The sequence below is a fragment of the Gottfriedia sp. NPDC057991 genome (genome assembly GCF_042886615.1).
GTDB lineage: Bacteria > Bacillota > Bacilli > Bacillales > Bacillaceae_G > Gottfriedia.
Map to the genome: position 1 here is coordinate 54,460 of NZ_JBHVQN010000008.1, position 26,248 is coordinate 80,707.

Consider the following 26,248-nt stretch of genomic DNA (forward strand, 5'->3'; position numbering starts at 1 on the left):
GGGTGGAAGCATGGATTACAATTCGTTTAAAGAAATTATTCACGGAAGAAGAAGCATTCGAAAATTTACTGATCAAGCAGTTTCAAATGAAATAATTGAAGAAATTATCGACTGCGCACGTTATGCTCCAAGTGATACAAACTCACAAACTTGGGAGTTTATCATTATTAAAAACACTGACAAAATTAAAAAAATTGAAGAGATGACATGGGATTCTCTACATGAAGTTGCTGAAAAAGCAAAAGAAAAAGGATTAGAAAAAGAAGGTAAACTATTAGTTAGATCTTTTGGTCCTTATGCAACAGCATTTAGAGAAGCACCAGTTTTAATTATTTGTTTAGCAACACCGTATGAATCAAAATTCAGAACAAAAATATTTGATCCAATCGGCTTTGTTGAAAATGAAGTTTGGAAAGAAGAAGGAATTAAAAGTAGTTGCTTAGCATCACAAAACTTAATGTTAGCTGCACATGCATTAGGCTTAGGAACATGTCCAATGACAGGTCCGGTCCTATTAGCTCAAGATAAACTTAGAACGTATTTAGAGATCGAGGAAAACCGTGAAATTAACATGGTTATTTCACTTGGATATCCATCTGAACCTGCGAAAAAACTTGCACGTAAAGAAGTTGGAGAAATTATTCGTTACGTTGATTAATAAATTAAGTAGCCCGCGAGGAAATTACTCGCGGGTTTTTTTGTGTTTTTACAAAAGAAATATCTGGATTTTGACTAGAAGTTCTATTCTATTAACGAAGTTCAAAACTTTATCAATAACCCATCATTTAAAGATGAAATTTTACATCAATTCAAAATATTATTCTAGTATAAGATAACATTTGAATTTATATTAATATATCTGTATAATTACTCAAGTGATTAATATGAAGAAGATTTATTAACATTGAAAGGTGCAGTATCATCATGGATTCGACTAAAAAATTAGGTGTAATGGGTTTATCATTTTTAAGTATAAATGCAATATTAGGATTACGGAATATTGCTTTTGCTTCAACAATTGGTCCTTCAGCTTTATTTTATTGGATTGTTGCAGCGATAATTTATTTTATTCCAATTGGATTAATTGTAGCTGAGTTATCTTCAACTTATCCAAACCAAGGCGGTATGGGTGTTTGGGTTCGAAAAGCTTTTGGAGAAAAAGCTTCATTTTTATGTTCGTGGTTTTTTTGGATTGCTAATTTTACGTATTATCCATCACTATTATTAACAACTACAATTGCGATTGCATATGGAATTAACCAGCCTCAAATGGCAAGTCATCCTATGAAAACAGCTATTATATCTAGTATTATCTTTTGGGTTGTTACTTTACTTACATTAAAAGGTACTAAAATGAGCGGAAGGCTTGCATCGATTGGGGCGCCACTTGGAGTATTAGTTCCAGCAATTTTAATATTTGGTTTCGGATTTTATAGTATGTTTAGCGGTGAACCAAGTGCTACTCATTTTACACATAGTACAATCATGCCAAATAATTTATCATTTGGAACGATTATGTTTTTATCAACATTAATGTTTGGTTTTTCAGGTGCAGAAATGTTAGGAACGATTGCGGGGAATGTAAGAAACCCACAAAAAACATTTCCGAGAGCAATTTTTATTACATCAATTATTATTGCATTAGTCTATATTCTAGCAACAGTCGCATTTCAGTTTGTCATTACAATTTCATCTGACCAAACTGCGACAGCACTATACTTATTTGCAGATAAAATAACGACTCAATTTGGACTGAATTTTTCGCTCTCTCAAATTTTAGGTATCTGCTTTTTATTAGCATTTGTAGGATCTCTTTCATTTTTAATTTTGAATCCTAGTGTGATGATTGCTGAAAGTGCAAAAGAGGTTCTTCCTAAAAATTTATTAATAGAAAATAAAGATGGTATGCCATCAATTTTAGTATTAGGTCAAGCAGTTGCAGTTACATTTATTTTAATTCTTTCTGCTTTTGTACCAAGTGTTTCAAAGGCATTAAATATGTTAATTTTAATGTCCACATTGGCATTTTTTATCCCTTATGTATTTTTAATTAGTGCTTATATTAAACTTCGCATGACTGATAAAAAAGTAAACAGACCGTTTAAAATTAAAAGCAATTCACTAGCTATAATCGTTGCACTAATTGGAATGGTTTCGGTAGTTGGAACAATCGGACTAACACTTATTCCAGCTCCAGATACTACATTATTAGAATATTTACCAATCGTACTTGGACCGATTTTATTCGGATGTATTGGATTTATTCTTTATAGTAATGGAACAAAAGGGAAGAAGAAACAAATGAAAAACTAATAAAAACACCTAAATTATTTATATTAAAATAATTTAGGTGTTTTTTGATTTTTTTAGAAAAGTGACTCTAATTCAGACACTAATGAACCAACATACTCAACAGCTTCTTTGATTGGTGCACTTGTTGTTAGATCAACACCAGCCATTTTTAAAAGTTCAACAGGTTTTTTCGAGCCACCTGTTTTTAATACTTCAATCCAAGCATCAATAACTGGTTGGCCCTCAGATTCAATTCTTCGTGAAATAGCAGTAGATGCAGTTAATCCAGCAAAATAAGTATATGGATAAAGACCCATAAAATAATGAGGCTGGCGCATCCAAGTTAAACTTGCACCTTCATCAATTTCAACAGAATTACCCCAAAATTCTTTCAGAACATTCCCTTTAACTTCACAGAATGTTGTCGCAGTAAGTGGCGTACCTTTTTCAGCAAGTTCATAAACTCTTCTTTGGAACTCGCCTTCAAGTAAATGTGTTACAAAATTATGATAATAAGTACCTAGTAATTGAAGGATGACCCAACGCTTCATTTGTGGATCATTCGTTTGTTTTAATAAATATTGGCCTAATAACATCTCGTTAAATGTCGAAGGTGCTTCAACGAAATACATAGAAGGTCGAGTATTTACAACACGTTGATATTTGTTTGCATAATAGAAATGACCAGCATGTCCAAGCTCATGAGTAAGTACAAATGCATTTCTCATAGTATCCTGCCAGCTAATTAAAATATATGGATGCACTCCATATGGACTAGAGCAAAATGCACCTGTTGATTTTCCAACATTATCAGAATAATCAATCCAGCGCTCATCAAACGCTTTTTCCATAATCGAAACATAGTCAGTTCCCATAATTTCTAGTGATTTTAAAATCGTTTCTTTTGCTTCTTCATAAGTAGTACTTGGGTTGAAATCTGGATCTAATGGTGCTTTTAAGTCATAAAAATGAATTGTTTCAAGTCCAAGTTGTTTTTTCTTTAAGTTCGCTAGTCTACGCATATGTGGTGCTAGTTCCTTAAAGATGATATTTAATTGATTATGATACATTTCTAAAGATACTTTATGATCTTCAAGTAGCATTTGCGTAACTGATTCATAATTACGTAATTTACTTAAAGCGACTTCCTTTTTTACTTGAGTAGCATAGATCGAAGCATATGTATTTTTGTATTGGGTAAGAGTTTTAGTAAAAGATTCATACGCTTGTTTACGCACTGTATGATTTGGAGAGAATTCATATAAGTTTTCAAACATGGCAAACGAATTTTCTAATTCTTTTCCATTTTCATCTTCAAATGAATCGAATTCTAAATCAGCGGCCTTACTAGTTTGGTAAATTCGATATGGGGCAGAAGTAACTTCACCAAGCGCAGCTAAAGCTTCTTCAGTCTCAGGGAGTAATCTATGTTTTTTAGATGCAATAATCTCTTCTAATAATAATTTAAAAACCTCAATTTCATTTTCTTCCTTAATAAATGCCTCTAACATTTCATTAGTTAAATGTAAAAGCTCTGACTGAATAAACGTTAAAGCTGTATTTGCTTTTGTACTTAAGCTAGAAAATTGTAAACTATCAGATTGATTTTGAGAATCTGAACCATCTCCAGACTGACGTAAGCTTACATATGTACCACAACGAATTAATTGAAGCATAATAGATTCATAAGTTAATAATGCCTTTTTTAAAGATTCAGCAGACTTAAGGACAGAACCTTTCAACGATTTCGCCTCTACTAAATCATTTTCAATTAGTTCTAAAGCAACTAGCCACTCAGCACGAGTCGGATATAAATCCTCTAATTTCCATGTCATTTCTGTAGGAACCTCAGCACGGGTTAAACGTTTTACTAACATTTTTTCCATCAAATTGCCTCCTTTAGTAGTAGTTGGTACGAGTCTATTATACTGTATAAAAACATTTTAATGGTGAAATTATTCGATAAAATTGAAAATTATAACAATTTTACTGCACAAGCAGTCATTATTTTGATAAAATTAATTGAATTTGGTTAAAAATTTCAACTTTTAGAAATAATTTTGGAAATAAATTTTATTACCTAGAAAGGAGTTTTTTAAATCGAATGAAAAAATTTAAAATGATCTGTTTACTAGCTTTGGCAACTGTTGCACTATCAGCATGTACAATTAAAAAACCTCCACAAAATTTAGCTATTAAACCACAAGGTACTTATGATTTAAAAACTGTTGGGATTAAAGTGGAATCATCACTTCCTAAAAATGCAAAATTTAATCTTCTGTTTAAAGATGATGTTACAAAGAAAGTAATCTATGAAACTACTATTAAAACGGATGAAAATGGTACTGCAAATAAGAAAATTTTATTAGACACAAAAAATAAAAACTTAACAGGTTTATTATTTTTTAAGCCTGAAGAGCAACCAAAAAACATTCAAGACAAATTCGGCAAATATGGTGAAAACATTCGAACCACTACAGAAGGTTATCGAGTTGGGAAAAAAAATAACCAAAAATATATGTATATTAAACAGTACGGTACATTTTGGAAATTCGGTAAATTAAGTGATGGAGGTTTTCTAGTATTTAGTAAAGATAAGATAAAGCAAGAAAAGGAGGGGAAATAATACACAATTAGACAAACAAGATTGTGTATAAAATATGGTACAAACAAGTAAAATTATATCTAAATATCTTCTCCAGTTTTGTTTAACTGTATTCGGAATTGGATTAATAACGGCTACTTCTTTTACTCTATTTTTACCAAAAGGAGAGCGACTAGCAGAGTTTTGGAATCAGATACAAATCTTTTTTTGGAGTTTTTTTTACTTCGATAATTTAGAAGTTTACTTAAAAGAATATCAATATGTTCCTTTTTCTTCTGTATTTTTAGAGCCATATGTTTATTCTTTTACGATCCTTTTTTCAGCGTTTTTACTTTCAATTTTCGTCGCATTATTTATTGCTTATATAGTAAATTTAGGCCCAAAATCATTTAGAAAAATAATGAATAGCATCCTATTTTTCCTACAATCTATACCAGACGTCGTAATGATTTGCGCATTTCAAATTTTCTTTTTTTGGATTTTTAATAAAACCGGCGTTAAAATTGTGGATCCAATAAGTGGCTTTGAATCGAAAGCTTACGCATTACCAATCTTCCTTGTATCGATTATTCCTACGATTCAACTGTTCCAAATGTTATTTCTAGCAATACAGGAAGAAAAAATTAGAGACTATGTAGAGTACGCAAAAGCAAAGGGACTTTCTAATTCTTGGATTATTATTCGTCATATATTTCGTAATGTTACGATTACTTTATTAAGTAATAGTAAGCTAATATTTTGGATGATGATTTCAAATCTATTAATAGTAGAAAAATTCTTTAATATGAAGGGCTATTTTTCATTTCTATTTAATAACAGCCGATCACCTGAAATCTTTTTTATGGCACTAGTTTTACTATTTATCCCATTCTTTTTACTAGAAATTATATTTAAACAAATGGTTAATCGAATGAAAGGGGGACAAGCTGTATGATAAAAAATAAAAAGTATTTACCAATCATAATAGGAAGTGTTATCTTACTTGGCTTGATCACCTTTAGCTTTATTTATACTTACTTTATAAAGGATACGATAAAACCAGCCCCTGCTTTGTTATACAATGCTGAAGGTAAATTAGTAGATACATATGGTTATCCTCCAAGTTGGAAATATCTTTTTGGAGTCGACCGATTTGGAAGAGATGTATTTTGGATGGTAATTGATGGTGCTAAATACACTTTATCCATTGCCATAGTTGTAGGACTAATGAGAGTCATATTTGGCGGTTTATTAGGAACATTTTTTGGATTCATGAATCAAAGATTTTTAAAAATTATTGAACCAATTTTGAATGCATTTCGATTTGTGCCAGCTGTTATCATTATTTTTCCATTTTTTGAGAGATTAAATGACGTTTCAGAAGCAGCTAGAGAAAAAACGATTGCAATTCAAATATCATTACTAATCATTATTTCGATTCCAGTATTGATGAATTCAATCGGTGAAGAAGTTAGAGATTTTTTGAAAAATGATTTCATTACTAGCTCTAGAGTCATTGGTGCACGAAATAGCTGGATCCGTCGAAAACATGTAATACCATATTTACGAAGCCGTATTCTTTTATTATTTGTACAACAAACTATTCAAACTTTATTTTTACTAACTCAATTAGGCGTTTTTAAATTATTTATTGGTGGTGTTAAAGTTCTTTATTTAGATCTTGGGGTCGATCGACCGATGTCACAAGCTAATGAATGGTCTGCAATGATTGGTGCAAATTATATCGAGTTATCGATTGATTCATGGGTAATCATTGGACCAAGTATAGCTTTTATTGTTTCGATATTTGCTTTTAATCTTATTAAATTGGGTATTGAGCGTTTAATAGAAAACCAAACTGGGGTTAAAAAGAAGCAACCAATGAAAAATGAAGGTTTATTTCATGGATTAAATGATTTTGATTTTGTGAATAAGGAAGAATTAAGTGAAGTTAGTAGGATCGTAGAGAACGAACCTAAATCTAGTGGACAGCTTGTAACTAGATAATAAAGTAATTGAAAACCTTTGTTCTAAATAGAGAATAAAGGTTTTTACTTTTGTATATAGAGGAAAACACGAATACCACATAGAAGTATTATTTTATCTATTTCATCGGGGGAAGAAATTATTGGATAAAGAAAAAAATAATCAACTACATACATATAAGGAGTCTAATTTTATGAAAAAAATAATTCCAGTTTTATTACTAATATTAGTCATATTTACTGGTTGTAATTCTGATACTGTTTACACACCACTTTATCATGGGAAAAAATTATTTATTGGTGTGATCGGTAAATTTCCAAAAGTAAGAGAAGAAAATGTGAAATTCAAAAAAATAAATTTTGATAAAATGGAAGAAAGTAAAAATCTTTCGTCGGAATTTGATGCCATATTGATTAAGAAGGAACATCTTTCTGAAGCTGCCAATCGTAAATATCTAACTATTTATCAACATTCTGGTCTTCCATTTTTCTTTATGGATTCAAAAAAATCATTTGGATTAATTATAAATGGAAAATTAGCCTACAAAGATGCGCCCGATAAAGTTGACCAAACCTATGCAACGGGTATTTTGGATGAAGATCATTTCTGTGGATATGGACTTTATAATGACAAAGTAAACGATCGTAACATTAAGGATGTATATACACAAATATTTAACACAATTGATTCTGGTAAATGTTTCAACGATTAAGAAATGCAATTATCTTTTTTAGCCATAAAAAACACCCCTTAAATTCAATGTTGTCTAACTTAAGGGTTTTTCAACATCTACTTTAAGGGGTGCAATTTTTTCACTCTTTATGAATTTCTTTAAAGCCTTTGTTTGGTCATGAAACTATTTAATAATTGGATGTCTTTTTTCTTCTGCCCAATCAATTATAAATGGTTTTTGACGTGGATTTAAGTTAACAGGAAGGTCTGTCTTACTGAAAAAACGATGTTCTCTGCTTTCAATATCCTTTTGTTTTAATTCTCCTGTATATTGTTTGGATCTAAAAATTATTTGAACACTGAATGATTTATCCCCATTAGGGTACTGAACAAAACATTTTTCACCTGAATAAATTCCAAACAACTCTAAGCCTGTTACAGTAAGTCCCGTTTCTTCAAGAGATTCCCTTTTTGCTGTCTCCTCAAAAGTTTCGCCAATTTCCATAATGCCACCTGGAATGCACCAATTGTCTTCGTCTGTTCTGTGTTGCAACAATATTTGTTCATTATCCTCTATAATGATCCCACAACCCACAGTAAATAGGGTTTCATTACCAATATATTTCCTCATATTCTTAATATAATCCATGTGAAAATCTCCTTCAATGAACTAATCCTTCAAAATTCGACAGTAGTGATAAATTTTCCTTCTTTTTTAGCTGACTACCTTTTGAACGGAATAATTGATATTTTCATCCATAGACATATAGTTACTATAAAAAGATGCGTTTAGTTTAATAAGAAAGGACTCTCTAAGTATTAATAGAATAAATAAAAAGTATTATATAAGAGTTAAAAGTAGAAAGGGGAAATTCTTTTGTTATCTAAGGACAAAAATACAGAAAATAAGTTTTTGCCACCCAAACATATTATTTCAGCTGCGACAATTGTAATGAATGAACAAAATGATATTTTATTAATTAAGGGTCCGCGTAGAGGGTGGGAAATGCCAGGTGGGCAAGTTGAAGAGGGGGAATCATTGAAGGACGCTGCAATTAGGGAAACAAAAGAGGAAAGTGGGATTGATATTGAAGTTTTGAAATTTTGTGGAGTATTTCAAAATGTTAGTGCTTCGATTTGTAACACTTTGTTTTTAGCTAAACCAATCGGGGGAAAGTTGACAACTTCTTCAGAAAGTTTAGAAGTGGGATATTTTCCTATTGATGAAGCTTTAACGATGGTAACTTGGAAAAATTTCAAACAAAGAATTGAATATTGTTTGAATGAAAACAACCATCCCTTTTATATAGAGTTTTAAGATTCTTGTTCAACTAACACATTTCGTTAATCCAGTATCTATGAAATATGACAATATCATGTTAAAAATATATTTTTTTCCTAATTTTTGAATTTCCAAATGCATTTTATCAAATTTTTTTCACTTCTTAACTCTTTATCTAAGGAATATACATAAAAAAGTTTAATGTTTTTCAAATCTTAATAGTTAAAATAGGTGAATTATGGGGGAATTTATGAACGTTTCTTCTTTTTACATGATTGTTATTGCGGTTGCTGCATTGGTATTATGGCGAAGAACGAGAGCTATGTATCACCCAATTAAAGGAAGCGGAATTCGACTTCTCCTCCCAATACTATATTTGCTGATACCTAGCATTCCCATTGTTTTGAATCCAAAGGCTCATGCTGCTAGCTGGGAATGGATTTGTGCACTTTTCTTTGGAATTATTTTATCTATTCCACTTATTTGGATGACTAACTATGAACTCCGATCCGATCAACAAATCTATGCTACAAAGAACAGAAGTTTCATCGTCGTCTTTATTATTATCTTTATTATCCGATTTGTACTTCGCGATTATTTAAAGTGGCTCGGCAATGAGACCGAGGCAGCACTGTTTATGACCGTTGCAATCGGATATATTTGCCCTTGGAGAATTGTTTCATTTCTCAAGTTTCGGCGAATATATAGTAAAAGGAACTATAAAAATAAAGATTCCCTTCAGAAGAATATCTGAAGGGTATTTGGGTTTCTAAAATAGATTCACTCACGATGCTGCCATTTGAAATCGTTCATATAAAAAGTATGCTAACAACTATATACTCGAACGTATAGTCGATTTTATAGATCTAAGTAAAATAAATAATGATAATTTAATTTTAACGAAAAAAGGAGAAATTAATTCATGTTACAAAGATCCGTTATAAGATGGATGTGTAAAAAATGAATAATATCTACCCGCGTACCTTAATTCAAATATCTTTTTACAAAAGTATAAACTGAATCAGCAAGTGTTTTTTTGCGATCTTTCAGATAGTTAAAAAGTGCTGCTTTGTCTTCGTTTGAAACATTCCAGTCTACTGGGATATCCTGAATAACTTCTTCGATTGAGGCATCTGATAATGCTAGGATTTTTTCAATATAAGACGTTATGATGTTTAAGTCATTTAACATGTCTACCGTCCAAATATGAACGATTGAATCCTTTTTAAACTTTTTGGATTTTTGAAGAGTTTCTGCATTCCATTTGTATCCTCCTGGAAAACATTTTCCATGATCAATCATTTGAATGTCATACTGTCCATCTGGGTGTCGTTTTAAAAGTATATTGCTTTTAGTGCGGTCTGCATCATGCACCCAATAATCGAAAACGAGAATTCCTGCCAAAATATGGGGATTATTTACTTCATTTATAGTCGGGCGAGGAGGTTTTTTCGCAAGGCCAATACAGTTATCAATAAAAAGGCTAGCAAACTGGTTGCCTGGTTGGTATTGAGAAGAAAATTTTTGGGGTATTTGCTGAATTTGCTTTTCGGACATATTTACAATTTCAAATGGGACAACAGGTAAATTCAACAACTGACCTAATTTGGCGACTACGTATTCGTTTACGAGCTCCCGTGTTCCATGGAAATTATTTTTACATTTAACTGCATAGCGATTACCATCACTAAACAAAAATAAATGTGCAGCCTTACCTGGTAATGTTTCTAAATATTTTATTGGTACAATCAATTTTATAGCTCATCCTCCTTTTTTAAGTAGAACATAATAATATATTCCACATTAGTAGAAGGGTATTGGACATAAGAATTAATGACCTAGAAGATTTTGTGGATTTCTTATTAGATCACGTTCGGTCATTTATCTTCTCTTATTTAATTTTGATAAGAAAAGGAATTTTAATAATAGATAGAGAATAATGGTCTTTATTCTAATTCGGAGTTGTGAAAATGAATATTTTAGTTAAAGAACTACCTGAATATGAAGTTGCTTATTTCAGGCGCTATGGATCATATTTTGAACCAAATGGAGAACATTGGGATAAGCTATTAAATTGGGCAATAAATAATGGACTTGTTCCACCACAACAAGCTTTCATAGGAATTTCTTTAGATAATCCAGATTTAGTAGAAAGTCATAATTGTCGTCACGATGCCTGTGTAACCATACCTGATAGTTTTAATAAAGAAAAACATGAAAATATTCAATTTAGAAAATTAGATGGTGGGCAGTACGCTTTATATCAATATTATGATTCTCCTAATATGTTAAATAGTGGTTATAAATTTATGTATGAACAATGGTTACCAAATAGTGAGTTTGAACCTGATTACGACCGTTATAACCTAGAATTTAATATGAATAATCCTGCCAAAGACCCAGATGGAAAAGCTATAGTTCATTTATTTGTGCCTGTTAAAAATCGGACACTTTAACTTACTAGTTACTTTAATAAATGTTATACAGATTAGTAAATAATTAAAATGATTATCTATTAACCTAAACATCTTTTTTCATATATGATGTAAGTATTGTTATTTCTTGGTAATAATAATATAATTAAACAGAATTTAAATTAAAATTATATCCTTTGTGAAAGGGTGTTAGACTATGAATTTCACTATTTATTTTGGAAATCATGAAGATAAAGAAGTACATACAATGGATTGTTATGTAGACGTTGAGGAAGAAACTGTTTCTTAAGCTACCGATCTTAATAAGAATTATTTCAAGGATGCGAATAATTTTCGTATCCTTTTTTCATTTTTGAGATTTACATTTTAAAATTTATTGTGTATGATTAAAATATAAAAAGCGAACTAATGTTCTGTATATAGATTTTAGAAGGAAAGGAACTTGCATGATGAAAAGAAATGGAGCAACTAAAAGGAATTCAAAAACACCTATTATATCCAATACAGGTTTTATCGGAGCAAGTTTCATTGATATGGAAGAATTGCAAGAAAATCAATATTATTTCACAAGGAAGCATCCTTTAATTATACATGAAGTATTAAATGGTCTATTACAAGCTGCATGTGCATTATTTCAGAAACAAAATATTCCAGCATATATTGCATGTGAATATTTACGTGATGAAAAGAAAATAGGTTTAATTTTATCAAAAAAGCCATTCGAAAAAGAAGAAGGAATTCGTTATTTTATAGAATATCTTCGTGAGATTGGTCACTTACATAATGATAAAACAATAAGGGCTGAAATTTCAAATACTGGATTTATTGGCGTAATTTTTGTGGATTTATCCTATATTACAAGGTTTACATTCGATACAGAAATTAAGTTGCTTTCTGCTTTTGCTATTAATTTCATGGAACCTTTAAAAGAAATTTATCATCAAAATAAAATTCATTTATATATGTCAGGTGTTGAACTTCAAAAGGAAGATAAGTTAGGGTTTGTACTTTCTAAGAATCCTTATGATGAGCGAAAAGAAGCGAACTTGTATTTTAAGGAATATTTGAGAGAAAGAGGCTTGTTAAAAAATTATAAAGAGAATGTTTTTATTCAAAGACATCGAGCATAGATGTTTTCATCAAACCTAATTTAACGATGAATTTTAGTTTTAAAAATACATATTAAATCAAAGAGGAACTAGAATGATTAGTTTCTCTTTTTATTCATTCAAAAAAAGTTCATTATTTGTACAAAGTTAGAAACTTACTTAAAACATTCGTTTGCATATTATATAGAAAGGAAAAAGTTAAAACGTAACGAATACTAATAATATAAGACCAACCAAAAAGGTGGCTAAAAAGATGACGAATAATGGAAAATATGTTGATTGGTTAAGTGAAATTGTTAAGCGTCATGAAAAAGAAGGTGGATTTGAAGATCTACCTGGATTAGGTAAACCATTACCTAAGGAGCTCCTAAAAGATGATTTATTAACAACTGTTATTAAGAAGTCGGGTTATAAACCAGATTGGGTAATACAACAAAAGAAAATATTTCAGAAGCTTGAAACGATTTTAATGAAGATAAATTCTGATGAAAATAGTAAAGAAATAGCTAAAATGATCACAGAAGTAAATGATGAAATAAAGAAATATAATTTAGGCTGTCCTTTTCCAATGCAAAGAAATTATGTAAAGAAGGAAAACCTTGAGAATCAATTGATTTATTGGAAATAAGTTTGTGAAAAAATGAACGATTTCACTATATTGATGTTTATACTTTTTTAGACGGTATAAGCATCTTTTTATTTTCCAACTTTAAAATGGTAATTCTATGAAAAAATCTATATTTAATGTTAATGTAAAATAAATACATAGTAAGTATAGTTGTACAGGGGGAATAGGAATGAGCGCCACTCTTGAAGTAAGGAGATTAGATCGGAATTTTCCATTTTGCTTATTTTCAAATGATGGATTGACGTTAGTAGGTCATCATTGGCATAAACTCGTAGAAATCATTTATGTACAAAAAGGCATTTTAAAGATTGGAGTAAATGATGAATTACTTCATTTAGAAGAAGGAGAATTTTATATCATTAATAGTGGTGACATTCATTATTTTTTATCTTCACCAAATTGTATGAGATTGGTCGTGCAATTTGATTTTACTATTTTCGAAGATATACAGTTTTTGAAGAAAAATAATATGGAACTAATCGAATTGTTTAATTGTATTCAAAAGTCTAGTGTTTTTTGGAATAAAGAAGTTAAACAGAAAATGATTACCTTTTTAAAAGAACTTGAAAGTGAATATATCGATAAAAAAGAAGGATATGAATTGGCGATTAGAGCTAGATTATATGATATTTTACTACTAATCTATCGAGATCTACCTCATACAGAAAATAATAAGCTTAACTATCCTAATAGGAAGGCTAGTCTTTTAAAATTAGAAAAAATATTTCATTTTATAGAAGAGAATTATATGAATGATATTACATTAAATGATGTTGCGAATTATATCGGCTTTACGAATACATATTTTGCAAAGTTTTTTAAAAAATACACTGGTTCTACATTTTGTCATTTTGTAAATCAATACAGAATAACGAAGGCTCAATGGTATTTATTTAATGAAGATTTACCTATTACAGAAATTGCTTATAATGTTGGATTCATCAATGTGAAAACGTTTAATCGATTATTTAAAAACGAAGTTGGTTTATCTCCAACCCAATATAAAAAAGACAATATTTGAGAAGTTTTAGGCAAGGTGTAAGGAAGACTGAAATGGAATATTTCTATAAACTGGAAATGTAAATAACATTTCCGGAGGTTATCATGATGAAATTAAAAGTAGGAATAATCGGTTGTGGCGGAATAGCAAATGGTAAACATATGCCAAGCTTAGCAGCATTAGATCATGTAGAAATGGTAGCTTTTTGTGACATTATTGAAGAACGCGCAATTAAAGCGAAGGCACAATTTGGTTTTGAGGAAGCAAAAACATATACAGATTACAAAGAATTATTAGCAGATGAATCAATTGAAGTAATTCACGTTTGTACACCAAATAAATCTCATTCATTTATTACGATTGATTCTTTAGAAGCAGGAAAACACGTTATGTGTGAAAAGCCTATGGCAAAAACTTCGGCAGAAGCAAAAGCGATGGTAGAAGCATCTAAACGTACAGGAAAAAAATTAACGATAGGATATCAAAATCGTTTTCGAAACGATTCACAATATTTAAGCGAAGTTTGTAAAAATAATGAACTAGGTAAAATTTATTTTGCAAAAGCTCATGCGATTAGAAGAAGAGCGGTACCTACTTGGGGCGTATTTTTAAATGAAGAAGAGCAAGGTGGTGGACCATTAATTGATATTGGTACTCATGCTTTGGATTTAACATTATGGCTAATGGATAATTATAAACCTAAATTTGTAGTTGGAAACGTTTACCACGAATTATCACATAAAGAAAACGCTGCAAATGCTTTTGGGCCATGGGATCCAAAGGAATTTAAAGTAGAAGATTCCGCATTTGGTTTTATCACGATGGAAAATGGTGCAACCGTTATCCTAGAATCGAGCTGGGCTTTAAACACACTAGAAGTTGGAGAAGCTCAAACTACACTTTGTGGAACTGAAGGTGGAGCTGATATGAGAGATGGTCTTCGAATTAATGGGGAAGCATACGGGCGACTTTACGATAAAAAAATTGATATTCAAACTGGCAACGTAGCTTTTTATGAAGGTGCAACCGATTCCGCTGAAGTATTAGAAGCGAGACAATGGATCGACAGTATTATTAATGATACAGAGCCAACTGTTAAACCTGAGCAAGCACTGGTTGTAACTCAAATTTTAGAGGCAATCTATGAATCTTCAAAATCAAAGAAACCGGTATATTTTAGCTAATTAGTATAGGAGATGAAATAAATGACATTACCAATTGCCCTACAATTATGGAGTGTAAAAGAGGACGCAGCAATCGACTTTTTCGGTACGTTAGAAAAAGTAGCGCAAATGGGTTATGAAGGTGTTGAGTTTGCTGGATACTATGGTAAAAATGCTTCGGAAATAAAAGCTGTTTTAAACAAACTAGGATTAAAGGTAGCGGGAGCCCATGTAAGTGCTGATCAAATTATTCATCATATTGATGACGTAATTGCTTTCGAAAAAGAATTAGGAAACAAATATGTTGTATGTCCTTGGGCCAATTTTACTAGTTTAGAAGAATGGGAAGAATTTGCGGAACATTTACAACAATCTGGAAACAAGCTAGCCGAAGCGGGAATTTCGTTAGTTTATCATCATCATGCTCATGAATTAATCAGATTAGAAAGCGAATATATACTAGATATTTTATTAAACTCAGTTCCAACTAATCTCTTAAAAGCAGAGTTGGATACTTATTGGCTAGAATTTGCTGGTGTAGATGCGGTTGAATTTATGAATAAGTATAAAGGAAGAACTCCATTAATTCATGTGAAGGATATGGCTCGATCCAAAGAGGAAAGTACCGAAGTAGGAAATGGAATTATGAATATAAAAGGAATTGTCGAACAAGCAAAACTAAATTCAGCCGAATGGTTAATTGTTGAGCAAGAGGCATTTACTAAACCACACTTAGAAAGTGTTGAAATTGGATTGAATAACTTAAAAATGATACTAGCTGAAGCTTAAGACACAAAAATTTATGTAAAAAAATAGAGATGGGTGAGTCATATGGTAAAAGTAACGATTTGGAATGAAAATCGACATGAACAAATTAATCCAGATGTAAAAAGCATCTATCCAAGCGGAATACATACAACCATTGCTACTTTCTTAAATGAAGCAGGGTACGATACTACGACGGCTACATTAGAGCAACCTGAACATGGATTAACGAATGAAGTGCTAGAAAATACTGACGTATTAATTTGGTGGGGACATATTGCTCATAATGAAGTGGAAGATCAAATTGTTCAAAAAGTTTATGAAAAAGTATTGCAAGGTATGGGGTTAATTGTCCTACATTCTGGACATTTTTCTAAGATTTTTAAAAAATTAATGGGGACTAGCTGCGATTTAAAGTGGCGTGAAGCAGCCGAAACAGAAAGACTTTGGGTTGTTGATCCGTCTCACCCAATAGTAGATGGTATTGGTGAATATATTGAGATTGACCAAGAAGAAATGTATGGCGAACATTTTGATATTCCTACTCCAGATGAGCTAGTTTTAGTTAGTTGGTTTAAAGGTGGAGAGGTATTTAGAAGTGGGTGCACATTTAAAAGAGGGAATGGGAAAATCTTTTATTTCAGACCAGGTCATGAAACTTATCCAACTTATCATCAAAAAGAAGTTCAAAAAATTATCATTAATGCAGTAAATTGGGCGAATAAATCAAAAAGAAATTATCCTTCATATGGACATAAAGAGGCCATAGAGGCATTAACGTAAAGAATAGATTGGAGCGAGAAAAAGATGAAATTGGGAGTATTCACGGTATTATTTGCGGATCAATCATTAGAAAAAATGCTTGATAAAGTTGCAGATTCCGGACTAAAGGCTGTTGAAATAGGAACTGGTTGTTACCCTGGGAATGCTCATTGTCCGTTAGATCGTTTATTAGAAAGTGAGCAACTCAGAAGAGAGTATATTGAAAAAGTGGAAAAACGTGGACTAACGATTAGTGCTTTTAGTTGTCATGGTAATCCAATATCACCTGATAAAGAGTTTGCGAAGGAATCTCATGATGTTCTTGCAAAAACGATTAACCTAGCTTCACTATTAGGTGTTCCAGTTGTAAATTGCTTTTCTGGAACAAGTGGTGATCATGAAGAAGCAAAATACCCAAGTTGGCCTGTAACTGCTTGGCCAAATGAATATAGAGATGTGCTAAATTGGCAATGGGAAGAAAAGCTAATTCCTTATTGGAAAGAAATGGGCAAATTTGCGGAAGATCATCAAGTAAAAATTGGGCTAGAACTACATGGTGGCTTTTTAGTTCATACTCCATATACATTATTAAAGTTACGTAAAGAAACTAGTGATGCTATTGGTGCTAACTTGGATCCTAGTCATCTTTGGTGGCAAGGCATTGATCCGGTAGCAGCAATTAAAATACTTGGAAAAGAAAATGCGATTCATCATTTCCATGCAAAAGATACTTATATCGATCAAGATAATGTAAATATGTATGGTTTAACTGATATGCAACCATATGGTGAAGTTCAAACAAGAGCCTGGACATTCCGATCAGTAGGCTGTGGACACAGTTTGAAAGATTGGTCAGATATGATGAGTGCACTACGAACGTTTGGATATGATTATGTTGTAAGTATTGAACATGAAGACCCAATCATGTCGATTGAAGAAGGTTTTTCACGTGCCGTCAAAAACTTACAGTCCGTATTAATAAATGAAGAGCCATCACAAATGTGGTGGACTTGATCAAAATAGGTAACCAGTAGAAAAAAAGTTGGTGAAAAAATGGAAAAATTAAGAGTTGCGATTATTGGTTGTGGAAATATTTTTTTAATGCATGCACAACCTGCATTCATTAGAGAAAATGTAGAATTGGTAGCGGTTTGTGATAGTAAAGAAGAGCGAGCAAAAGAGAAAGCTGAACAATTCAAATGTAATTATTATACAAATTATCTAGAGCTTTTTGAGAAAGAAAATTTAAATGTTATCCATATTTGCTTACCGCATTATTTACATGCTCCGGTTGCAATTGAAGCCGCAAAGCGAAAAATCCATGTTCTTACTGAAAAGCCAATGTCAATTCATTATTCTGATGCACAAGTAATGGTAGAAACAGCAAAAAATAATGGAGTAACATTAGGTGTCATTTTTCAAAATAGGTATAATCCAGGATCAGTTCTGATTAAAGAAATGTTACAAAATGGTACTTTAGGGAAAATAAAATCTGGAAAACTATCAGTAACATGGGACCGTTCTGACGAGTACTATTTGACTAGCGATTGGAAAGGGACTTGGGAAAAAGAAGGTGGAGGGGTAGTCATTGACCAAGCTATTCATACGATGGATTTAATGCGATGGTTTGTTGATGATGAGATTGAATATGTCGACGCGACAATTAGTAATAGAGCACATGAAATGATTGAAGTTGAGGATTGTGCAGAAGGAGTTATCAAGTATAGAAACGGAGTAGTTACGGCATTTCATACGATAAACTATTATTCTTATGATGCACCAGTTACGATTGAACTGCATTGTGAAAATGGAATTGCGAAAATGGTTGCTGACCGTGGAGTTGTCTCTTTAAAAGATGGAAGAGAGTTCGCTGCAGATAACAATCCAAATGAAACCTTTGACTACGGCAATGGTGCGAAAGGATACTGGGGCGTTAGTCATGTAAAACAGATTAATAATTTTTATGAATCATTGAATGATCATTCTCAGTTACATATTACTGGCGAAGAAGCAATGAAAACTCAAAAAATGATTTGTGCAATCTATGAATCAGGTAAGAAAAAAGAGAGGATTTATTTATAAACTATTTAAATTCCTTAAAATTTAAACGTTAGACAGAGAAAAAGCAAATGATGTGGACTGTTTCTTTCACGTTGTTTGCTTTTTTTATATTTAAAAAGCATCTTTGAAATTGTAAGGGAAATCTTACTTACTGTTTTCACTCATCAATATGAAGACGATGGTAATAGACCACAATGGATTATGTTTAATAAATATTTAAGTATTCAAGCCGGTGAAAGCCACAGAGATATAATTGTTTGGTCAATAAAAGCTTTAAGTGATTATCTTTTAGCAACCAAAGAATTTAGCATATTAGCAGAAAAATTTCATTTACCGTACTTAGTACATTTAGAATAACTACAAGAAAAAGAAGCTTACTAGAACATGCTAAAAGACTACTATTCTGTATAATAGATAATGTAAATACCGTAGAAAAAGAATGAATTCAAGTGTAGTGCTTGTTGCGTAAATAGAACTCGTCTGGTGGTTGTCATTCGCCTATACCATTCAAGAGTCGCAAATAGAACAACTGGAATACCCCTCAGTAAAAAACAGGCTGAGTACGTTTCACCTAACGTTAGGTGGAACCAAACCGTAGGAACTACGGGGTTAGCTTGGTAAATAAAAGTAACCTCTGCTGGTAAACAATCACTAGTAAGTATGCTTTATTCCCAAGAATCTCCCACTTCAAACAACTTGTAAGGGTGTTAAGTGGTGAGTAGTTCAAGTGTGACAATAAATATAAACATTTGATCTATTTACACATTTGTTTGAAACCAATTAAAACCAATAGGCAATAACCCAATCAAACATTAAGTCTGTATCAAAGATTTTGATATGGACGAATTTTAACCACCATAATAAGGTGTAAAATAACTAATATTATAGGGTTACTTACGAGATAATTCTATCTGATTCTTAATACTCTGAGTTAATAAGAACTCGGTGTTCTGCCAGTCCGGATAGAGTTTCATCATTTTCTGTTTTGCCTCGTCTTCTGTCTCAGATATTTGGACCGCGTTCAGTAAATCATCCATGTACTTCTTATCAATTTCAAAAATTGATATATCCGTTGGGTCTCCATGCCCAGTTATTTTTCGGATTTTGGTTTCATGTGCGGTTCACCCTCAAGCCAATTCACAGAATCCATCCACTCTGTAAAGTTGATGATATCATCTTTTACTTCCTGGGAAGCAACGACAATTTTAAGATCAGGAAATTACTGCAACATTGCCCCCATACCGAGATAATGATCCGGATGTCCGTGTGTAATTAGCATTGTCTTTGGTATAGAACCCTTTGACAGAACAAGTGCCGCAACTTTTCGTGCCTCCTAGCTGTTTCGTGTGCAGTCTACAATAAAGGTTCCTTTATTATCAGAAAAAATATAAGCATTTACATTAGCTTCAACAGCATGGTATACATCTATGGCAAGTTTTTGTTCTTTCATTTTTTTAATTCCTCTCTTTTATCAAAAATAATATTTATGGATATCGTAATCCTGAAATAATATCTCTTCACGTATTATTACCTTTTGCTAGTTGGTGCTTAGTACAAGAGTGGTAAATAATACATAATTTCAGAAACTTACTTTTACATCAATCTAATATTAAATTTGCTATAAATTAAGTTAGATATATTATACCTTTACCAAAAATATGGGTATATACGGTACTTTTTTGTGCTTATGGTACTTCAAAGTTCCTATTTATTTCTGGTTAAAATTTTACAATGAGAAATTTAGTTATGTTCACAAATCCATCCATAAATTGTATGTATTTATATCCTGCATGCGTTTCAGATAGGAATACCAACTTTATTAATATAGTGATTTAAAATAACTAATTATTGGAGATGCAATTTTTTCATTACTTAGTTTACTTTACATCTTCAGTTAATATTTAAATTTATGTTAAATAAAAAAGAATCATTGAAAAAGGTTCTTCAGCGAATATACACTTCAAAGCGGTCTTTGAATATGATGGGTATATATGGAAAATAATATTTGATGCTGAAAAGAGGTATATTATGAATCATTTATCGGGGATGCCAGTTCAACAAAGTGACACAGGGGCGTCTGACAGTGTTATAAGAATGAAAATTCAACAGATGATTGAAGATCCGACGGTTCATGCATATCGATCTATTGGTGAGTTTGAAAGTAGGTTACGAAATAATATCACTTTAAGTGCGAGAGCTATGTTTCAAAGTAGATTGAGATTTGCCGTATTTACAAGATCGCAATGTAATCCAATGTACTGGCAATTAATGAGAACGGGAGCATTCCAATTAAGGCCAGGTGTAAAACCTTCTGACGCGATTAATGATATTTACTTTAATAGTTCATTTTATGCGTTTGAATGTGCAACGGCAATGGTCATTATTTATTACCATGCAGTTCTAAATCTGATTGGTGAAAATTTATTTAATCAAATTTTTCAAAACATCTATTTATACGGCTGGCATGCTGATCCTGACTTAGGAATAAGTGCCCAGTATTCTGACCGTATTTTACCTGGAGATATCGTATATTTTAACAATCCAGAATTTAATCCACTAACCCCTGAGTGGAGAGGAGAAAATGCAGTTGTTTTAGGAGATGGTACGTTTTTTGGACATGGACTAGGAATAATGACAGCTGAACAAATGATTTTTTCGCTAAATAAAATGAGATGGCCAGGAGCATATCGGTCTGCCTACTTGACTAATTCAGTTACAAGACCGAATTTTAAACATTTGGCGGAATTATCGAATTGGCAACGTGATCAGTCAATTAATAAATATAAGAATATTGTCATCCATCATAATGAAAGTTCGATTTCATTTGATCAATATATGTATTTGTTAAATTTCTTTACGCGAGATTAAATAGTTATTGCTATTACTTAAACTTATACAATTACAAGGTGAGGTAGAAGAACATGCGAAATGTTATTCTTTAACTAAATCACCCAAAGATAAAGCAACAAATTCATATTTAAAAAATTATATCGTTCGAAAAAAAGGCTTTTTCTACATTGCTTCTTATTATGGGTATGCCTAAGATTTAATTTATTTACAAGGTTGAAATTATAATTCTTCTTTAACTAAAGCATTGCTTTAGTTAAAGGACAAGAGCAGCCAAAAGCTGCTCTTGTTTTTAGTAAATGGCAAAAGATAACTTGAAATTCAAAGTATATAGTCGGAATTACCCCAAATTATAAGTCAAACTAACTTGGTATAAATAATGTAAAAAAAGCTAGTTAAGAAAGTGGTGTATTATGAAATAAATTTGGATTGAAGCTGAAGAGTGGTCAAACGAATATGATATTTATAATGAAAATACAGATGTGAAAGTGATTTTTGGTGATGGCGCAGAAGGGGTTGCAACCTATATTACATATAAAAATATTTTAAGTTTAAAAGAAAAAAATAAAGCTACTGGCGAGTATCTAAGTGGTAAATATTTTTGGGCAAGTGATATGATATTAATAGACGATATAAGTTGTGAAACTATAACAGATGTCGTAGTTCAACTTCTTAAAGATAATGAATTTTGGTCCGTATTTGAAAAATCTTGATTTGAAAGAGCTTATTCAAAAAACAGATACGAGAGATGTTTTAAAATAACACCTTATTTGAAAGTCTTTAAAAGTCATATTTTAGATATGGCTTTTTTGTATTAATACAATTGTTTTTAAAATAGACGTAAACATTAAGTTGAGTACTTCAAAACTCGACAAAAAATGGTTTTCTAGATTCATATAATCGAGCCGTTACATCAAACTTGGTGTCAGATCGAGTAATAGGAATAGATAAAGGTGCAACATTGCTGAAGATTGAAAACTATGGAACTGGGGATTAATTTGGGATTTATTCATGAAAAAAGATTATGTAAAGAAAGGGGTTAAATTTTTAGGCTGGAAACGCAATAACTTAATTACTTCTAAATTTTACCAGAGATGTAAAAGTGGGCAATGGAAGTTCAAAATACTTCAGTGCTCACTTTTTATAAGTAAAAATTTAACATGTCTCATTTAGGTACAAATGGAAAAAAAAATGTAGGGAAATTTTACTTAATTTTGATAAAATTAATATATGTATTAAATTCATCTACATTTAATCTAAACGTAATAAAAGTGAAAAATAGAACAAATTGGCTTTTTGGTATACATTGAATGGAGGATATGGGATGGCGGGAATAAAAGATATAGCCAAAGAAGCTGGAGTTTCCATTTCAACAGTGTCATATGCGTTGAATGGTAGTCCAAAAGTAACAGAAGAAACTCGAAGCAGAATTATGAAGATCGCAAATAGATTAAGTTATGTTCCTAATGCAGCGGCAAGAATGTTAAAGGTTAAAGAAACTAAAATTATTGGGGTATTCTTAGCTGATTATGGAGGTTATTTTTACGGACCACTATTAAGAGGAATGAGACAAGCTTTAAACGACAAAGGGTATGAGTTAATTGCTTGCTCTGGCGTGCAATCACACCGACTTTTACTAGAAAAAGTAATTGATGGTGGAATCATTTTAGATCAAGCTTTTTCAGATGAAGAACTTTTAGATTATGCTGAAAAAAATTATAAAATGGTAGTAATGGATCGGGAATTACAGCACAACAATATTAAAGGTGTTCTATTAGATAATAACGGCGGAGCTAAATTAGCGATTAAAGAACTTCTTAAAAATGATGTAAAGAAAGTATATGTTGTAACAGGTCCAGAAGGATCATACGATTCAAGTAAACGTATTGAAAGTGTTAGAGAAGAATTAGCAAATTATCCTGAAATTGAGCTAATTGAAATCGGCGGAAATTTCATGAAAGATTCAGGAGAATTAGCAGCACAACAAATTTTTTCAAATTATAATGAATCAAGTGCAATTTTCTGTTTGAATGATGAAATGGCAATGGGTATCTACAACTATTTACAAGATACAGATTACAAGGTAGGCAAAGATGTTTTTATTGTAGGTTTTGATAATATCGAATTATCACAATATGTATCACCAAGATTAAGTACAGTATCTTATTCGACATTTGATTGGGGGTCATTAGCGGCTAAAAATTTATTGAAACTCATATCTAACGAAGTTGTTGAGAATAAGAAAATTGAAGTTTCATTAACTATTGGTGGTTCTTCTTAAGTAGAAAATTAGATCAGAAACTTAAGTTTTTCTTCAAGAGACTAAAATTCCACTTAAAAAGGGAGGTTTAAGTTTCTTTTTTTTGTCTAATACTGAAAATTTCACATACCGTAATGAAATGGACAAAACGAAAAAACACAGTCTTTAATAGTCAATATTGAGCAGATGACTTAATTTAAAAAGAACATACCTTAGAATTCAACCTCTTTTACTAATATGACAGGAAATTAAACTGACCTTGTCGAAATATTGAACTATATAAATTCTACCAAAGGAATGAGTGCTTTTGAATACATTATTGTTAACAGGTTTTGAACCTTTTCTGAACTTTTCAATTAATCCTACAGAAGAAATAGTGAAAGAGTTAAATAATCAAGAGGTTGGAGGGTTTCAAATTATCGGGGCAGTATTACCTGTTGATTTCAGTACAGCGGGTAATGAGTTAATAAAATTGTTTCATACGTATAACCCATCTGCGGTTATATCATTAGGATTAGCAGGTGGTAGATTTAAAATTACGCCAGAACGGATCGCCATAAATTGCAATGATGGTGCAGCGGACAATAAAGGGAATAAATATGAGGGAGCTAAAATTGATCCTGAAGGCCCGGATGGATTATTTTCAACACTTCCAATTCAGAAAGTTGTTAATGAATTAAACAATCACAATTTTCCGGCTGAAATATCCGATTCTGCAGGTACTTATTTGTGTAATAACGTTATGTATCAAATGCTTAATGAATTAAAAAAAATAAACAAGCAAATTCCGAGTGGCTTTATTCATATTCCAGCTTCACATGAAATGGCCGTAATTGATCGGAAGTTGCCAAGTTGGTCGCAAACAGATTTGACGAATGCTATAAAGCTTGCAATTGATGTGATTAGTCTAAATGACTAACAGCAAATTAAATATTTTTCCATTAGGTTGCTCTGGCTTAGTATGTTATTTAAGTGATTCGATATCAATGGAAACAAATAATCTAGTACATGCTTTCTCAGAATATCTAAGAATTAAAATAATGACTAAAATAACAGCAGTCGTACCATCTTATCATTCCATTTCGATTTTTTATGATTCTCTTAATTTTTCATACACAGAAATAAAACAAGAAATAAATCATCATTTTAATCATTATAATCGTTCGAAAATTAAGCGAGAGCAAGCAATTTATGAAATTCCTATTTGTTTTAGTTCCACTTTTGGGACAGAACTTCAAAAAGTAGCAGAGCATAATAAACTAATAACGGAAGACGTAGTTCAACTTTATTTAGAAACGAAGTATCCCATTTATATGATTGGTTTTATACCAGGGTTTCCATATCTTGGCGGGTTAAATCCTAAACTTTCAACTCCTAGACTAATAAAGCCAAAAATAGTCTTAAAGGGTTCAGTTGGGATTGCTGGCAATCAAACAGGAATTTATCCATTTGATTCCCCAGGTGGGTGGAATATTATTGGACGTACTCCAATCTCAATATTTTCAATTAAAAATAATGGCACAGAAAACTTTAAACCTGGAGATTTAGTAAAATTTTTTGAGATTAATATCGAAGGATTTAATCAGATAGAACAGCTAGTGAAAGAGGACAACTATTCAATTAAAAAGGAAGTGCGTTTTATTGATTCACATTGATTTGAACTGTGATTTAGGTGAAAGTTTTGGAAACTACAAAATAAATGATGAGCAAATTATGCCACATATTACTTCAGCCAATATTGCTTGTGGATTTCATGCAGGAGATCCGTTTGTAATTTATGAAACAGTAAAATTAGCAAAAAAGTATAATTTATCAATTGGAGCGCATCCAAGTTTTCCCGACTTACAGGGTTTTGGCAGAAGAGAAATGAATTTCAGTGAAGAAGAAATATATAAATTAGTTCTTTATCAGATTGGAGCACTCTATTCGGTATGCAAAGTAAACCGAGTTGAACTTCATCATTTAAAACCTCATGGTGCACTTTATAATATGGCAGCTACTAATTTAATGATCGCTTTAGCGATTACAAAAGCTATGAAAAACTTTGATTCTTCACTAACCTTATATGGACTAGCAAATAGCAAATTAATTGAAGCAGCGATCGAAATGAATATACCTTTTTCTTCAGAAGTATTTGCAGATCGAGCATATAATGATGAAGGTTTATTAGTACCTCGTAATCAGTCAAATTCGGTACATCACAATACAAAAGATGCCATTAACCAGGCACTTCAAATTGTAACAACCAAAACCGTATCGACAATTTCCGGTAAAGATATTCCACTTCAAGCTGATACCATTTGTATACATAGTGATTCTGACATTTCAATTAAATTAGCGATGGAATTACGCAAGGTATTTCGTGAAAATAATATTATCGTTAAGTCTATAGGAGCGTAATA

Annotated in this window: 26 protein-coding genes and 1 pseudogene; 24 read left to right on the forward strand and 3 right to left on the reverse strand. The window is 31.6% G+C overall.

The features are described 5' to 3' along the window. Positions 1-10 precede the first annotated feature (10 nt). Together ACFVR2_RS22445 and ACFVR2_RS22450 are read left to right on the forward strand one after the other, a co-directional pair. A complete protein-coding gene (locus ACFVR2_RS22445) occupies positions 11-658 on the forward strand; it encodes a nitroreductase family protein (RefSeq protein WP_387367018.1) in 648 nt (215 codons plus the stop codon). Positions 659-924: 266 nt separating this feature from the next. Beyond that, positions 925-2,313 (forward strand): amino acid permease, encoded by a 1,389-nt coding sequence (locus ACFVR2_RS22450; RefSeq protein ID WP_387367021.1) that lies wholly within the window; start codon positions 925-927, stop codon positions 2,311-2,313. 53 nt (positions 2,314-2,366) lie between these two features. Here ACFVR2_RS22450 and pepF read toward each other — a convergent pair whose 3' ends face one another. Next, positions 2,367-4,178, reverse strand: a complete 1,812-nt coding sequence (pepF, locus tag ACFVR2_RS22455) for an oligoendopeptidase F (protein WP_387367024.1) — start codon at positions 4,176-4,178, stop codon at positions 2,367-2,369. 218 nt (positions 4,179-4,396) lie between these two features. On the opposite strand from pepF, the gene ACFVR2_RS22460 reads away from it, so the two are divergent. From ACFVR2_RS22460 to ACFVR2_RS22475, 4 genes are all read left to right on the forward strand, one after another. Then, positions 4,397-4,918 carry a hypothetical protein gene (locus ACFVR2_RS22460; RefSeq protein WP_387367027.1) on the forward strand — a complete coding sequence of 174 codons (522 nt, stop codon included), beginning with the start codon at positions 4,397-4,399 and terminating at the stop codon, positions 4,916-4,918. A 34-nt stretch (positions 4,919-4,952) separates the two neighbouring features. Further along, a complete protein-coding gene (locus ACFVR2_RS22465; RefSeq protein ID WP_387367030.1) occupies positions 4,953-5,831 on the forward strand; it encodes an ABC transporter permease subunit in 879 nt (292 codons plus the stop codon). Beyond that, positions 5,828-6,883: a peptide ABC transporter permease gene (locus ACFVR2_RS22470; protein WP_387367033.1), complete on the forward strand. Its 1,056-nt coding sequence runs from the start codon at positions 5,828-5,830 to the stop codon at positions 6,881-6,883. The genes ACFVR2_RS22465 and ACFVR2_RS22470 overlap by 4 nt, the downstream gene beginning before the upstream one ends. Positions 6,884-7,055: 172 nt before the next feature. Beyond that, positions 7,056-7,574, forward strand: a complete 519-nt coding sequence (locus ACFVR2_RS22475) for a hypothetical protein (RefSeq protein ID WP_387367036.1) — start codon at positions 7,056-7,058, stop codon at positions 7,572-7,574. 144 nt (positions 7,575-7,718) lie between these two features. Here the strand turns inward: ACFVR2_RS22475 and ACFVR2_RS22480 are convergent, their stop codons facing one another. After that, entirely contained in the window at positions 7,719-8,183 is a 465-nt protein-coding gene (locus tag ACFVR2_RS22480) for an NUDIX hydrolase (RefSeq protein ID WP_387367039.1), read from the reverse strand. 228 nt (positions 8,184-8,411) lie between these two features. Between ACFVR2_RS22480 and ACFVR2_RS22485 the strand changes: the two genes are divergently transcribed. Beyond that, positions 8,412-8,852 (forward strand): NUDIX hydrolase, encoded by a 441-nt coding sequence (locus tag ACFVR2_RS22485; protein ID WP_387367042.1) that lies wholly within the window; start codon positions 8,412-8,414, stop codon positions 8,850-8,852. 214 nt (positions 8,853-9,066) lie between these two features. After that, positions 9,067-9,570 carry a CcdC protein domain-containing protein gene (locus ACFVR2_RS22490; RefSeq protein WP_387367044.1) on the forward strand — a complete coding sequence of 168 codons (504 nt, stop codon included), beginning with the start codon at positions 9,067-9,069 and terminating at the stop codon, positions 9,568-9,570. Between the two features lie 230 nt (positions 9,571-9,800). On the opposite strand, the gene ACFVR2_RS22495 is transcribed toward ACFVR2_RS22490, so the two are convergent. Then, positions 9,801-10,568: a HipA family kinase gene (locus ACFVR2_RS22495; protein ID WP_387367047.1), complete on the reverse strand. Its 768-nt coding sequence runs from the start codon at positions 10,566-10,568 to the stop codon at positions 9,801-9,803. A gap of 218 nt (positions 10,569-10,786) precedes the next feature. Between ACFVR2_RS22495 and ACFVR2_RS22500 the strand changes: the two genes are divergently transcribed. The 16 genes and pseudogenes from ACFVR2_RS22500 to ACFVR2_RS22575 all read left to right on the forward strand — a co-directional run bounded on the left by ACFVR2_RS22500 (position 10,787) and on the right by ACFVR2_RS22575 (position 26,246). Then, positions 10,787-11,272: an AraC family transcriptional regulator gene (locus ACFVR2_RS22500; protein WP_387367050.1), complete on the forward strand. Its 486-nt coding sequence runs from the start codon at positions 10,787-10,789 to the stop codon at positions 11,270-11,272. Between the two features lie 425 nt (positions 11,273-11,697). Continuing rightward, complete coding sequence (locus ACFVR2_RS22505; protein ID WP_387367053.1) at positions 11,698-12,381, forward strand: hypothetical protein; 684 nt, start codon at positions 11,698-11,700, stop codon at positions 12,379-12,381. Positions 12,382-12,613: 232 nt separating this feature from the next. Beyond that, entirely contained in the window at positions 12,614-12,988 is a 375-nt protein-coding gene (locus ACFVR2_RS22510) for a DnaJ family domain-containing protein (RefSeq protein WP_387367056.1), read from the forward strand. Positions 12,989-13,157: 169 nt separating this feature from the next. Next, complete coding sequence (locus tag ACFVR2_RS22515) at positions 13,158-14,009, forward strand: AraC family transcriptional regulator (protein ID WP_387367059.1); 852 nt, start codon at positions 13,158-13,160, stop codon at positions 14,007-14,009. Positions 14,010-14,095: 86 nt separating this feature from the next. Next, complete coding sequence (locus ACFVR2_RS22520) at positions 14,096-15,172, forward strand: Gfo/Idh/MocA family protein (RefSeq protein ID WP_387367392.1); 1,077 nt, start codon at positions 14,096-14,098, stop codon at positions 15,170-15,172. A gap of 21 nt (positions 15,173-15,193) precedes the next feature. Next, positions 15,194-15,940 carry a sugar phosphate isomerase/epimerase family protein gene (locus ACFVR2_RS22525; protein ID WP_387367062.1) on the forward strand — a complete coding sequence of 249 codons (747 nt, stop codon included), beginning with the start codon at positions 15,194-15,196 and terminating at the stop codon, positions 15,938-15,940. 42 nt (positions 15,941-15,982) lie between these two features. After that, positions 15,983-16,699, forward strand: coding sequence for a ThuA domain-containing protein (locus tag ACFVR2_RS22530; protein WP_387367064.1), 717 nt, complete (start codon positions 15,983-15,985; stop codon positions 16,697-16,699). A gap of 24 nt (positions 16,700-16,723) precedes the next feature. After that, a complete protein-coding gene (locus tag ACFVR2_RS22535; protein WP_387367067.1) occupies positions 16,724-17,692 on the forward strand; it encodes a sugar phosphate isomerase/epimerase family protein in 969 nt (322 codons plus the stop codon). Positions 17,693-17,731: 39 nt separating this feature from the next. After that, positions 17,732-18,760 (forward strand): Gfo/Idh/MocA family protein, encoded by a 1,029-nt coding sequence (locus ACFVR2_RS22540; RefSeq protein WP_387367070.1) that lies wholly within the window; start codon positions 17,732-17,734, stop codon positions 18,758-18,760. Positions 18,761-20,767: 2,007 nt separating this feature from the next. Continuing rightward, positions 20,768-21,607 carry a protein-glutamine gamma-glutamyltransferase gene (locus ACFVR2_RS22545; RefSeq protein ID WP_387367073.1) on the forward strand — a complete coding sequence of 280 codons (840 nt, stop codon included), beginning with the start codon at positions 20,768-20,770 and terminating at the stop codon, positions 21,605-21,607. Between the two features lie 467 nt (positions 21,608-22,074). Further along, complete coding sequence (locus ACFVR2_RS22550) at positions 22,075-22,299, forward strand: hypothetical protein (protein WP_387367076.1); 225 nt, start codon at positions 22,075-22,077, stop codon at positions 22,297-22,299. 170 nt (positions 22,300-22,469) lie between these two features. After that, positions 22,470-22,583 (forward strand): annotated as a pseudogene (locus tag ACFVR2_RS22555) (hypothetical protein); the annotation flags it as partial. A 327-nt stretch (positions 22,584-22,910) separates the two neighbouring features. Further along, positions 22,911-23,867: a LacI family DNA-binding transcriptional regulator gene (locus tag ACFVR2_RS22560; protein WP_387367079.1), complete on the forward strand. Its 957-nt coding sequence runs from the start codon at positions 22,911-22,913 to the stop codon at positions 23,865-23,867. 280 nt (positions 23,868-24,147) lie between these two features. Beyond that, complete coding sequence (locus ACFVR2_RS22565; protein ID WP_387367082.1) at positions 24,148-24,765, forward strand: pyroglutamyl-peptidase I; 618 nt, start codon at positions 24,148-24,150, stop codon at positions 24,763-24,765. Next, a complete protein-coding gene (gene pxpB, locus ACFVR2_RS22570; RefSeq protein ID WP_387367085.1) occupies positions 24,758-25,501 on the forward strand; it encodes a 5-oxoprolinase subunit PxpB in 744 nt (247 codons plus the stop codon). The genes ACFVR2_RS22565 and pxpB overlap by 8 nt, the downstream gene beginning before the upstream one ends. Next, positions 25,491-26,246: a 5-oxoprolinase subunit PxpA gene (locus tag ACFVR2_RS22575; protein WP_387367395.1), complete on the forward strand. Its 756-nt coding sequence runs from the start codon at positions 25,491-25,493 to the stop codon at positions 26,244-26,246. Before pxpB ends, ACFVR2_RS22575 begins: the two co-directional genes overlap by 11 nt. Positions 26,247-26,248 lie beyond the last annotated feature (2 nt).